Below are 11,633 nucleotides of genomic sequence, written 5' to 3' on the forward strand. Positions count from 1 at the left end.
ATCGAATATCGATATTGTCAAGAAAAAAATCGGAGAGCCGTTGGCTTTCCGATTTTTCATTCAGGCTTTGTCCTCTTCCCGGTATTCAAGAATATCGCCGGCATCGCAGTTGAGCGCCTCACAGATCGCCGCGAGCGTGGAGAAGCGGATCGCCGTCACCTTGTTGTTCTTGATCTTGGACAGATTCACGTTGGAGATGCCGACGCGCTCTGCCAGCTCGTTCAGCGACATTTTTCGCTCGACCATCATGCGGTCCAGTCTCAGAATGATCTTTCCCATTTACACAAGCCCTTCCACATCTTGTTCCAGCTCCACGCCGCGCGCAAAGAACTGCGTCAGGCAGAGGATCACGAGACCCATGGAGAAGCCGTAGAGCCGAACGCTCGTTTCGACGGTATCGGTGCCGAGGATCAGGCGGCACACGATGCTCAGCGCAAGCCCCGCGAGCGGAATGGAGATGGCGAAAATGCCGATCTCGCGGAGCATACGGATATTATCCGCCTGAAAAACCGTGCTGCTCTCTGACCGCATGATGATAAGGTAGAGATTGCGGAAGATCATCGCCATGAGAGAAGGAAGCGCGACGGCTGCGGCAAAATACAGAAGCATTGCCCGCATATCAATGCCGTTCGCGGTCGGTACGCTGAACTCAAAGCCGAGGACGCTGAGCTCCAAACGGCCGGTACGGATCGATCCCGCCAGAGCGTCCGCGAGAAATGTGCGGTCCGCAAACGAGTATATTCCGGCTGTGAGCATGAGAGCGGCCGTCATCCAATAGCCGAGCTCTGTAAATTTTGTGATGATCTTGGCCGCCTTGATGATCCAACGGTTCCACTTCATTTTTCCGACCTCCTCAAGATGCTTGATGAGGATAGTATAACCGCCGAATATTCGTTTGTCAATATATTTTTATCGTTTTACGATAAATTGTATATGATTATCATAAAATCATCACGCGGATATAGGCAAAGCCCCCGACCGCAGCCGGGGGCTTTGAGAAGAGAGCGTTAAATTGATTGGACGGTCGGTCACTCCAGCTCCACCGTGGCGGGGGGCTTGGAGGTGACGTCGTAGAGGATGCGGTTGACGCCCTTGACCTCGTTCACGATGCGGCGGGAGACGGTGTCGAGCAGCTCCCACGGCAGACGCGAAAAGTCGGCGGTCATGAAGTCCTGTGTCTCTACCGCGCGCAGCGCGATGGCGTAGTCATAGGTGCGCTCGTCGCCCATGACGCCGACCGAGCGCAGGTTTGTGAGCGCGGCGAAATACTGGTTGATGCTGCGCTCAAGGCCCGCCTTGGCGACCTCCTCGCGGAAGATGGCGTCCGCCTCGCGGACGATGTGCAGCTTCTCCTCGGTGATCTCGCCGATGACGCGGATGGCAAGGCCCGGGCCGGGGAAGGGCTGACGCCAGACGAGGCTCTCGGGCAGGCCGAGCTCGATGCCGAGCTGGCGCACCTCGTCCTTGAAGAGACGGCGCAGGGGCTCGATGATCTCCTTGAAGTCCACATGGTCGGGAAGCCCGCCGACGTTGTGGTGGCTTTTGATGACGACGCTCTCGCCGCCGACGCCGGATTCCACCACGTCGGGGTAGATGGTGCCCTGCGCGAGGAAATCGACGCGGCCGAGCTTTTTGGCCTCCGCTTCAAAGACGCGGATGAACTCCTCGCCGATGATCTTGCGCTTGCGCTCCGGCTCGGAGATGCCGGCGAGCTTGGTGAGAAAACGCTCCTGCGCGTTCACGCGCACGATGTGCATGCCGAGACAGTCGTGCATGGCGCGCTCGACCTGATCGCCCTCGTCCTTGCGCAGCAGGCCGTGGTCGACAAAGATGCAGGTGAGCTGTTCGCCGACCGCGCGGTAGAGGAGCGCGGCGGCCACGGCGCTGTCCACGCCGCCGGAGAGCGCCAGCAGCACCTTGCCGCCGCCGACCTTGGCGCGGACCTCCTCGATGGCCTCGCTGACGTAATTCGCCATGCTCCACTCGGGGGCAAGGCCGCAGACCTTATAGAGAAAGTTTTTCAGAATTTCGGTGCCGTGGACGGTATGCAGCACCTCGGGGTGGAACTGCACGCCGTAGAGCTTCTTTTCCGCGTTCTCGATGGCGGCGTAGGCGCAGCCCGCGGTGTGCGCGATGGCGCGGAAGCCGGGGGAAAGGCGCTCGACCTCGACGCCGTGGCTCATCCAGCAGATGCTCGTCGGCTCGATGCCGTCGAACAGCAGGCTCGTGCCGTCGTGCGTCAGCTCCACCTTGCCATACTCGCGGACCTCGGCTCTGCGGCAGGCGCCGCCGAGCTGATGGATCATCAGCTGCTGGCCGTAGCAGATGCCGAGGATGGGCAGGCCCAGCTCGAAAATGGCGTTGTCGAGCGCGGGGGCGTTCGGCTCAAACACCGTCGCGGGGCCGCCGGTGAAGATGATGGCGGCGGGGCCGAAGGCGCGGATGTCGTCCATCGACATGGTGTAGGGCTTGATCTCACAGTAGACGCCGCATTCACGCACGCGGCGCGCGACGAGCAGATTGTACTGCCCGCCGAAATCCAATACCAGTACCTTTTTCATCTCAGTCGTCCTCACGGAAGAGAATGCCGTTCTCGTCCGCCTGCTCGATGACGGCAAGCGCCTTGTACGGTACGCCGGAGGCACGGAATTTGTCGCCGCCGCCCTGGAAACCCTTTTCGACCGCGACGCCGATGCCCTCGAGTGTCGCGCCCGCGGCGTTGACGAGGTCGATGAGACCCTGCATCGCGTTGCCCTTGGCCATAAAGTCGTCGATGATGAGAACGTGGTCGTCCGCGTGCAGCCACTCATGGCTGACGATCAGCGTGACCTTCTTTTTATAGGTATAAGAAAAGACCTCGCTCTGGTACAATCCGCCCTCGATGTTGTCGCTCTTCGCCTTCTTGGCGAACAGCATGGGAACACCGTATTTCTGAGCGCAGATCGTGGCCAAAGCGATGCCGCTTGCCTCCGCTGTTAAAACCATGGTGATCTTGCTGATGTCAAAATACTTCGCAAACTCATCGGCCAGAGCCTCGAGCAGCTTGGTGTCGACGCGGTGGTTGAGAAAGCCGTCGACCTTGATGATGTTGCCGGGCAGGACCTTGCCTTCGCGGCGAATGCGTTCCTTGAGCAGTTCCATGGGACCGTCCTCCTGTCGTATAATATAAGTGTGCGAGCTGTGCTGCCATTGTAGATATTGTATCGTATGATAGAGCATTTGCGCAAGAAAAACAAGGTGACGGAGGGACCAAAAAAAGAGAGAGAAAAGCGCCCGTTTTCGGGCGCTTTTTATGGTTTTGCACAGTTTGATAAGAACAGCTAATGACGAGCATCAGACGCGCGCATCGCGCTCAGCCCGCGGCGGGGTAGAGACGGGCCTCCAGCGCGTCGAGCCCGGCAAGGATATTTTCAACTGCCTGCTGTGTGTCGGGGTCCTCGGCAGGACCGCTGCAAAAGAGCAGATAGGAACTTCCCTCCAGCAGCGACGCCACCCCCTCGCGGAAGCGCACAAATTCCGCCTGCGTCGCACGGCGGATATCGGGGACCGGCGCGGTGCCGTCCGCTTCGAGCACAAAGGTGATGGTGTTTCCGTCAAGGTAGCGCTCCCGTCCGCCGGCGTAGGAGATCAAATCGTAGGAGCAGCTGCCCACGCCCCTGTCCTCATGGGTCTGATAGCACAGCACATCCGCGCCCCACACGCCGTTTTCATCCTCTCCGTAGCAGAGGAAGAAAGTGTCCCAACCGGTATAGTAGGGGGTGACCTCCTTGGTGAAGAGCACCGTACCGTTGTACTTCCTCGCCTCCAGCGTGTAGCGGCATTTTGCAAATTCATCCGGCTCCGAGGTCGCGAGGACCAGGATCTCGTCCTCGCCGTCACGGTCGAGATCGGCATAGGTGAGCGGCTTTTCATTGGCTGTGTAGACCTCGGTGAAGCTCTTTACCCCGTCCGCGCTGTAGTAAATCTCCGTGTCGCGCCGCGCGAGGTACAGCCCGCCCTCCCCATCGGGACGGTAGGTGTCGGTGTAATACTCGGGCGTAACATGCCACTGGCAGATGCAGACCTCGTTTTCCTCGTCGGGCTCGAGCGCAAAGGCCCAGCTCCCGTAGGGGCGGAAGCCGTCTGTCTGCGCGTCGTAGAACCAGTAATAGAAGGGCACATTATAGGCGGGATTGTCGAGCTGTAAGCCGATGTCGCGGTAGCCGTCGAAGTTATAGTCGCCGGTCGCAAGGCAGTTCTCGGGCGACCAGCAGCTCGTGTAGCCGTCCGCACCCCAAACCTCGTCGCCGAGGTCGGAGATCAGAAGGTCCTCCTCCCTGCCGTCGTCCCACAGAAGGTGGATGCGGCTCACGCCGCAGTCATACTCCCCATTCTGATAGCCGTATAGCTCAAGCGTCGCCGTCCTGCCCTCGCAGAGGGTGAACGGCTCCGTGCGCAGCAGCACATCGTCCGCGTGCAGGGCGAGCCATTCATCGTCCGTGGCGGGCTGCTCGGCGACAGGCTCCGGCGGCTCGTCGGGCAGCGGCGTGTCCGCAATATCCTTTTCGCCGCAGGCGGCGAGCGTCAGCGTGAGTGCCGCGGCAAGCAGCAGCGCAAAAAGTCTTTTTTTCATGTCGTTCCTCCTCTGCTTTTTATATATTGCCATCATATCACATCACCAAGGAGAAGTCACTACAAAATGGTTACAAAAAAGAGAGCGCCGAGGCGCTCTCTTTCGCGGTGTGGGATATTACTTCTTCTCATCCTCGAGCAGCCCCTTGAAGCTGGCGGCAAGGCCGGCAAGGCTCTGGATCTCGCTGGGAACGATGATCTTCGTCGCCTGACCGTCGGCGGCCTTCTCGAAGGATTCGAGCGCCTTGAGCTTGACGACCTGATCGTTGGGGTTGGCGTTGTTGAGGAGCTTGATGGAGTCCGCCAGTGCGGTCTGCACCTTCATGATGGCCTCGGCCTCGCCCTCGGCGCGCAGCACGGCGGCCTGACGCTCGGCCTCGGCGTGGAGAATGGCGGCCTGCTTCTCGGCGTCCGCCTTGAGGATGGTGGACTGCTTTTCGCCCTCGGCGACGAGGATCTGGCTCTGCTTCTGGCCCTCGGCCTGCAGGATGGACTCGCGGCGCTCACGCTCGGCCTTCATCTGCTTTTCCATGGCGTTCTGAATTTCCTTGGGCGGCAGAATGTTCTTGAGCTCCACGCGGTTGACCTTGATGCCCCAGGGGTCGGTCGCTTCGTCAAGGATGGAGCGCATCTTGGCGTTGATGACGTCGCGGCTGGTGAGGGACTGGTCAAGCTCCATTTCGCCGATGATGTTGCGGAGCGTCGTGGCGGTCAGGTTCTCGATGGCGTTCATCGGGTGCTCGACGCCGTAGGTGTAGAGCTTGGGGTCGGTGATCTGAAAATAGATGACCGTGTCGATCTGCATGGTGACATTATCCTTGGTGATGACGGGCTGGGGATCGAAGTCGGCGACCTGCTCCTTGAGGCTGACCTTCTTGACCACGCGCTCAATGAAGGGGATCTTCAGGTGCAGGCCGACGTTCCAGGTCGCGCTGTACGCGCCGAGACGCTCGACGACGTAAGCGCGGGACTGCTGCACGACGTGGATGTTGCTCACAACAAGAATGAGCACGAGCACGACGAGCACGATGACGCCGATGTAGTTGAAAATGGATGCGATAGGCATATTACGGTTCCTCCCTTTCTTTTCTGACGAAGAGCTTGACGCCCTCCATTCGGACGATGGTGACCATGGAGCCGCGGGCGATCACGTCGCCGTCCTCGCTGCGGGCGGTCCATGTTTTGCCGTCGATGTAGACGGCGCCGGTGGTGTTTTCGTTGTCGATGGTCTCGGTGACCTTGGCTGTGTGGTGCAGCACGCGGTCGGCGTTGGTGGGAACGATGGTCTTATCCAGCATTTTGTGCGCCAGCGGGCGCGTTGCGACCAGCGCCGCGATGGAGACCGCCAGAAAGACGACGATCTGCAGCCAGAGCACCGCGCCGAGCTCCAGCGAGAGCAGCGCGGCCACCGCGCCCGCCACGAACCAGATGGAGACCAGCCCCGCTGTCGCCGCCTCGGCAATGCCGAAAATGACGATGGCGGCGATCCATACGAATGTCATGTTGCCTCCCGAACCTCCTTTCATGCTGTGGGCAAGCGCCATCAGCGAGAGCAGAACGATAAAGATCAGCGTGCCGCCGATGAGCTTGTCATAGGGGGAAAGATTGCTGAGAAAGTCAACAAAGGAACGCTTGAGCGGCTTGCCGGCGATGGGCTGCTCGACCTCGGCCTCCTCCGCCTCGATGGGCGGAAGCTCGTCGGCGAAGAGCGCGTCGAGCGTCGTGTGGTAGCGGTGGCAGATGTAGAGGATCTTTTCGATCTCCGGGTAGCCACGGCCGGACTCCCAGCGCGACACCGCCTGCCGCGAGACGTGCAGCTGCTCGGCAAAGGTCTCCTGCGTCATGCCGCTTTGCTTTCGGACCTCCTGCAGCTTTTCGCCAAAGGCCATTTCCCTGTTCCTCCGTTTCTCTCTGTGTGGCTATCCTACCGCCCGCGCCGTGTTTTTTCCACCAACCTGCGCTTGCGTTTTGCGTTTTTGCCTGTCCGGCGCGCAACTTTAACGTTACATTGCCCGCCGGAGGGGCGTTTGGGGCTTTCCCATAGTATACCATAGGGCGAGGAGAATTACCATGCTTTTTTTGCGCGCGGACGATTGCGTTTTTGCGCCGCGTCCGCTATACTGGGAAAAACGAAAGAGGAAAGCGATGGAAACGCCATGCTGCAATTTGCCATTCCCTGCATGCTGGGGCTCGAGAGCCTGGTGGGCGATGAAGTGAAAAAGCTCGGTCTTGCTGACGTCCGCGTGGAAAACGGGCGTGTGCTGTGCCGCGGCGAGGAGCGCGACCTCGCGCGGCTGAACATCAATCTGCGCTGCGGTGCGCGCGTGCTGCTCGTGCTCGCGAGCTTTCGCGCGACGGATTTTGAAACGCTCTTTCAGGGCACCCGCGCCGTGCGCTGGGAGGACTGGATCCCCCGCGAGGGCGAGTTCCCCGTGACGGGCTATTCCATCAACTCCACGCTGCACTCCGTTCCCGCCTGCCAGTCCATCGTGAAGAAGGCGGTCGTCGAGCGGCTCGGGGCGGCCTATGGGCTTGAAACGCTGCCGGAGACCGGCAAGCGCTATCAGATCCGTTTCTCGATCATGAAGGACGAGGTGATGCTCTGCCTCGACGCGAGCGGCGAGGGGCTTTACAAGCGCGGCTACCGCGCCGTCGGCGTAGCGGCTCCGCTCAAGGAGACGCTGGCCGCCGCGATGGTGAAGCTCTCGCACTACAACGGGCGCGACCCGTTCTGCGATCCCTTCTGCGGCAGCGGCACCATCGCCATCGAGGCGGCGCTGATTGCCAGGAACCGCGCCCCGGGTCTGAACCGCAGCTTTGCCGCGCAGCACTGGGCGATGGTGGACAAAAGGATATGGCTCGACGCGGCGGACGAGGCGATGGACAACGAATTTCACGACAAGACCTATGAGATCTGGGGCGGCGACATTGACCAGCGCGCCGTTGAGATCGCGCGGCACAACGCGGAGCTTGCCGAGGTGGACGATACGGTGCGCTTTGAGGTGGACGACGCGACGCGCTTCCACTGGGGCGGGCAGTATGGGCGCGTTGTGACGAATCCGCCCTACGGTGAGCGTCTGCTGGAGCAGAAGGAGGCCGAGGAGCTTTACCGCGCCTTTGGCCGCGCGGTGGATAAGCTGCCGGAGACCTGGCGCGTTTATGTGCTCTCGTCGCACACGGAGTTCGAGCGCTGCTTTGGCCGCATAGCCGACAAAAAGCGCAAGCTCTACAACGGTATGCTCAAGTGCGACCTGTTCATGTACGGGAAGCGGCTCTGAGATAAAACGAACACCGGCGGTCTGCGGGGACGCCGGTGTTAATTTTTCGTTAAAGCTTCTGCACCGCGCTCCGGTTGTGACACTTTTTCATAAAATGTTCATTGCATTTTTTACGCGGTATGCGCTATGATTTAAAGAAGAGAGTCTGCGCGGGGGAGGTTCCTCCCGCCGCGTCATCGAAACGGGGGACCTGTACCTTGAAACACATTTTTATCATCAATCCGTCGGCCGGTAAGAACGACAGCCGCCAGCGCATCTACACGATGGCAGAGGCGCTGCGGGAAAAGCACGGTCTGGACGTACAGTGTATGCTCACCGCGTCAGTCGGCCACGCGGCCACGCTCGCGCGCGGTCTTGCCGAGAGCGGAGAAGATGTGCGGCTCTATGCCTGCGGCGGCGACGGCACGGTCAATGAGGTCGCCAACGGCATCGCGGGCTATGCCAACGCCGCGATGACCTGCATCCCCATCGGCACGGGCAATGATTTTCTCAAAAACTTCGGCGCGGACTACGAAAAGTTCCTCGACGCGGAAAATCTTTGGAACGGCGAAACGCAGGCGCTCGACCTCATCGACTGCAGCGGGCGTTACTGCCTGACGATCGCCTGCTCGGGCATCGACGCGCGCATTGCCGAGAGCGTGCATAAGTTCAGCGCCAATCCGCACCTGAGCGGGCGCGGCAGCTATCTGGTCAGCGTGGCGGCGAACGGCATCTTCGGCCGCATCGGACGGCATTGGACGGTCTGGCTGGACGAGGAAAGGCTCGAGGACGACTTCGCCCTCGTCTCCATGTGCAACGGACGCTACTACGGCGGCGGCTCCACGCCGGTGCCGGAGGCGCGGATGAACGACGGCGTGCTGCACACGGTTTTGGTGAAGAACATCAGCAAGCTCCGCTTCGCGCGGCTCTTCCCGGACTACTCTGCGGGAAACCACGAAAAGCTCCCGAAGGACGTGGTGCGCTTTTCCACGGCGAAGGTCGTGCGCATCCACTCCGACGACGGCGACATCGTGACCTGTCTGGACGGCGAGTGCTCCCATTCGCACGACGTGACGCTCCGCCTGGCGGACAAAAAGCTTAATTTCTTCGGCCCTGCCGGCTGCGACCCGAACGCGACGGCGCGCTGAGAGAATTTTACCAAACTGTGAATTTTTGCAAATCGACCGGATTTTTCATAAAATCCCCTTGCAATATTGCTTGCCTTGCGCTATGATAGCACCGTTGGTTAGCACTCGATCGCGATGAGTGCTAACCAACGGTGAATTTGTTTTTTCAAATTTGTGAAAATATAGAAGGAGGCACATTCCCATGAAACTCACTCCGCTTGCCGACCGCGTCATCCTCAAGATGCTCGAGGCCGAAGAGACCACCAAGGGCGGCATCATCCTCACCGCCAGCGCTAAGGAAAAGCCCTCGATCGCCGAGGTCATTTCCGTCGGCCCCGGCGGCATGGTCGACGGCCACGACGTCGTTATGACCGTCAAGCCCGGCGACAAGGTCATCACCAGCAAGTATTCCGGCACCGAGGTCAAGGTCGATGACGAGGAATACACCGTCGTCCGCCAGTCTGATATCCTTGCCATCGTTGAGTAAAATGCGCAAAGAGGGAGCAGGCTTCCCCTTTGGATTCCCCACCGCCAGTCTGCGGACTGGCGACGCCGCCCAAGGCGGCTGGGTCAAAGTATTTTTGCCACGCACATGTCGCGGCAAAAATAATCTAAACTATTTTCGCGTTCCGCGGAATTTCTAATGGAGGTACACTCTTATGTCTAAGCTCATTAAATCCGGCGAAGAGGCCCGCAAGGCGCTTGAAGTCGGCGTCAATACTCTGGCCGATACCGTGAAGGTCACCCTCGGCCCCAAGGGCCGCAACGTCGTGCTCGACAAGAAGTTCGGCGCTCCGCTCATCACCAACGACGGCGTGACCATCGCCAAGGAGATCGAGCTGCCCGATCCGTTCGAGAACATGGGCGCTCAGCTCGTGCGTGAGGTCTCCACCAAGACCAACGACGTCGCGGGCGACGGCACCACCACCGCCACCCTGCTCGCGCAGGCGATGATCCGCGAGGGCCTGAAGAACCTCGCCGCCGGCGCGAACCCCATCGTGATGAAGAAGGGCATGGCCAAGGCCGTTGAGACCGCGGTCGAGGCCATCAAGGCCAACAGCCAGAAGGTCAACGGCACGGACGATATTGCCCGCGTCGGCACCGTCTCCAGCGGCGACGAGTTCATCGGCAAGCTGATCGCCGAGGCCATGGAGAAGGTCAGCGCCGACGGCGTGATCACCATCGAGGAGTCCAAGACCGCCGAGACCTATTCCGAGGTCGTCGAGGGCATGATGTTCGACCGCGGCTATATCACCCCCTACATGGTCACCGATACCGAGAAGATGGAGGCCGTCGTGGACGATGCCTACATCCTCATCACCGATAAGAAGATCTCCGTCATTTCCGACATTCTGCCCATCCTCGAGCAGCTCGTGCAGAGCGGCAAGAAGCTGGTCATCATCGCCGAGGACGTTGAGGGCGAGGCGCTGAGCACCCTGATCGTCAACCGTCTGCGCGGCACGCTGAACGTCGTGTGCGTCAAGGCGCCCGGCTTCGGTGATCGCCGCAAGGAGATGCTGCAGGATATCGCCATCCTCACCGGCGGCCAGGTCATTTCCGAGGAGCTCGGCTACGAGCTCAAGAGCGCGACCGTCGATATGCTCGGCCGTGCGCGTCAGGTCAAGGTCACCAAGGAGAACACCACCATCGTGGACGGCTCCGGCGACAAGCAGGCCATCAAGGACCGCGTGTCTCAGATCCGCGCGCAGATCGCCGTCACCACCAGCGACTACGACAAGGAGAAGCTGCAGGAGCGTCTGGCGAAGCTCGCCGGCGGCGTGGCGGTCATCAAGGTCGGCGCTGCCACCGAGACCGAGATGAAGGAAAAGAAGCTGCGCATTGAGGACGCTCTGAACGCGACCCGCGCGGCGGTCGAGGAGGGCATCGTCGCCGGCGGCGGCACGGCCTACGTCAATGCCGTTCCCGCGGTCGAGAAGCTCATCGGCAAGGTCGAGGGCGACGAGAAGACCGGCGTGAAGATCATCGTCAACGCGCTGCAGGAGCCTGTCCGCCAGATCGCCAAGAACGCCGGTGTGGACGGCAGCGTGGTGCTTGAGAAGATCAAGAGCAGCCGCAAGGTCGGCTACGGCTTCGACGCCTACAAGGAGGTCTACTGCGACATGATCGGCGCCGGTATTGTCGATCCTGCCAAGGTCACCCGTTCCGCGCTGGAGAACGCCGCGTCCGTCAGCTCCATGGTGCTGACCACCGAGGCGCTGGTCGCCGACAAGCCCGAACCTCCCGCACCCGCGGCTCCCGCCGGTATGGGCGGCATGGACGGCATGTACTAAGAGCTGCCGCAAAGCCTTGAAATTGCTTGGTTTTTGGGATGCGCAAAAGCGGATTTACGCCAAACTTACGCCACTTACGCCAAAAATTCAAGCGCATGATAGGGTAATGAAGACCGACACTCACATTTGCGGGTGTCGGTCTTTTTGCACGTGCCGCTATGACCTCGAAACATTGCCAAGGCTGCGAAGGGAAATGCGTTCTATCTCGCAATCGGCATATTCCCCGCGCGATGGAGGATTTGAAGGAATTTTGAGCAATTCGCTATAAAAATCGCCGCCTTTCTCTTGCAATTTTGGGGAAGTATAGTATACTGAACACATCTATAAATGCTATCGGCAAACCCGGC

Annotated in this window: 11 protein-coding genes; 4 read left to right on the forward strand and 7 right to left on the reverse strand. The window is 60.2% G+C overall.

Annotated elements, in window-relative coordinates; all coding sequences use genetic code 11:
• Window positions 1–60: 60 nt before the first annotated feature.
• The 7 genes from KQI17_RS11760 to KQI17_RS11790 form a co-directional block, all read right to left on the reverse strand.
• Window positions 61–279: a helix-turn-helix transcriptional regulator gene (locus KQI17_RS11760; RefSeq protein ID WP_022018074.1), complete on the reverse strand. Its 219-nt coding sequence runs from the start codon at window positions 277–279 to the stop codon at window positions 61–63.
• Window positions 280–840 (reverse strand): hypothetical protein, encoded by a 561-nt coding sequence (locus tag KQI17_RS11765; RefSeq protein WP_216496410.1) that lies wholly within the window; start codon window positions 838–840, stop codon window positions 280–282.
• Between the two features lie 188 nt (window positions 841–1,028).
• Window positions 1,029–2,561, reverse strand: coding sequence for a glutamine-hydrolyzing GMP synthase (guaA, locus tag KQI17_RS11770; RefSeq protein WP_216496411.1), 1,533 nt, complete (start codon window positions 2,559–2,561; stop codon window positions 1,029–1,031).
• A gap of 1 nt (window position 2,562) precedes the next feature.
• On the reverse strand, window positions 2,563–3,141 hold the full coding sequence (locus KQI17_RS11775; protein ID WP_216496412.1) for a xanthine phosphoribosyltransferase: 579 nt from the start codon (window positions 3,139–3,141) through the stop codon (window positions 2,563–2,565).
• Window positions 3,142–3,352: 211 nt separating this feature from the next.
• A complete protein-coding gene (locus tag KQI17_RS11780) occupies window positions 3,353–4,612 on the reverse strand; it encodes a hypothetical protein (RefSeq protein ID WP_216496413.1) in 1,260 nt (419 codons plus the stop codon).
• A gap of 117 nt (window positions 4,613–4,729) precedes the next feature.
• Window positions 4,730–5,677 carry an SPFH domain-containing protein gene (locus tag KQI17_RS11785; RefSeq protein ID WP_216496414.1) on the reverse strand — a complete coding sequence of 316 codons (948 nt, stop codon included), beginning with the start codon at window positions 5,675–5,677 and terminating at the stop codon, window positions 4,730–4,732.
• Window position 5,678: 1 nt separating this feature from the next.
• On the reverse strand, window positions 5,679–6,500 hold the full coding sequence (locus KQI17_RS11790) for an NfeD family protein (RefSeq protein ID WP_216496415.1): 822 nt from the start codon (window positions 6,498–6,500) through the stop codon (window positions 5,679–5,681).
• Window positions 6,501–6,767: 267 nt separating this feature from the next.
• Here KQI17_RS11790 and KQI17_RS11795 point away from each other — a divergent pair, with 267 nt between their 5' ends.
• The 4 genes from KQI17_RS11795 to groL all read left to right on the forward strand — a co-directional run bounded on the left by KQI17_RS11795 (window position 6,768) and on the right by groL (window position 11,286).
• Window positions 6,768–7,889, forward strand: a complete 1,122-nt coding sequence (locus KQI17_RS11795; protein WP_216496416.1) for a class I SAM-dependent RNA methyltransferase — start codon at window positions 6,768–6,770, stop codon at window positions 7,887–7,889.
• Window positions 7,890–8,086: 197 nt separating this feature from the next.
• The gene (locus KQI17_RS11800; protein WP_216496417.1) at window positions 8,087–9,016 is read left to right on the forward strand and encodes a diacylglycerol kinase family protein; all 930 of its coding nucleotides are present in this window, start codon (window positions 8,087–8,089) and stop codon (window positions 9,014–9,016) included.
• A 181-nt stretch (window positions 9,017–9,197) separates the two neighbouring features.
• On the forward strand, window positions 9,198–9,482 hold the full coding sequence (groES, locus tag KQI17_RS11805) for a co-chaperone GroES (protein ID WP_022018065.1): 285 nt from the start codon (window positions 9,198–9,200) through the stop codon (window positions 9,480–9,482).
• A 172-nt stretch (window positions 9,483–9,654) separates the two neighbouring features.
• Window positions 9,655–11,286 carry a chaperonin GroEL gene (gene groL / locus KQI17_RS11810; RefSeq protein WP_022018064.1) on the forward strand — a complete coding sequence of 544 codons (1,632 nt, stop codon included), beginning with the start codon at window positions 9,655–9,657 and terminating at the stop codon, window positions 11,284–11,286.
• Window positions 11,287–11,633: the final 347 nt, after the last annotated feature.

Origin of the sequence: Oscillibacter sp. MSJ-31 (assembly GCF_018918025.1) — a bacterium.
Classification (GTDB): domain Bacteria; phylum Bacillota; class Clostridia; order Oscillospirales; family Oscillospiraceae; genus Hominicoprocola.

Bases quoted from the DNA above. Each gene is read 5' to 3' on its own strand.
- KQI17_RS11765 (WP_216496410.1), bottom strand. From the start codon at position 840: ATGAAGTGGAACCGTTGGATCATCAAGGCGGCCAAGATCATCACAAAA.
- KQI17_RS11785 (WP_216496414.1), bottom strand. From the start codon at position 5,677: ATGCCTATCGCATCCATTTTCAACTACATCGGCGTCATCGTGCTCGTC.
- guaA (WP_216496411.1), bottom strand. From the start codon at position 2,561: ATGAAAAAGGTACTGGTATTGGATTTCGGCGGGCAGTACAATCTGCTC.
- KQI17_RS11760 (WP_022018074.1), bottom strand. From the start codon at position 279: ATGGGAAAGATCATTCTGAGACTGGACCGCATGATGGTCGAGCGAAAA.
- KQI17_RS11780 (WP_216496413.1), bottom strand. From the start codon at position 4,612: ATGAAAAAAAGACTTTTTGCGCTGCTGCTTGCCGCGGCACTCACGCTG.
- groL (WP_022018064.1), top strand. From the start codon at position 9,655: ATGTCTAAGCTCATTAAATCCGGCGAAGAGGCCCGCAAGGCGCTTGAA.
- KQI17_RS11795 (WP_216496416.1), top strand. From the start codon at position 6,768: ATGCTGCAATTTGCCATTCCCTGCATGCTGGGGCTCGAGAGCCTGGTG.
- groES (WP_022018065.1), top strand. From the start codon at position 9,198: ATGAAACTCACTCCGCTTGCCGACCGCGTCATCCTCAAGATGCTCGAG.
- KQI17_RS11790 (WP_216496415.1), bottom strand. From the start codon at position 6,500: ATGGCCTTTGGCGAAAAGCTGCAGGAGGTCCGAAAGCAAAGCGGCATG.
- KQI17_RS11775 (WP_216496412.1), bottom strand. From the start codon at position 3,141: ATGGAACTGCTCAAGGAACGCATTCGCCGCGAAGGCAAGGTCCTGCCC.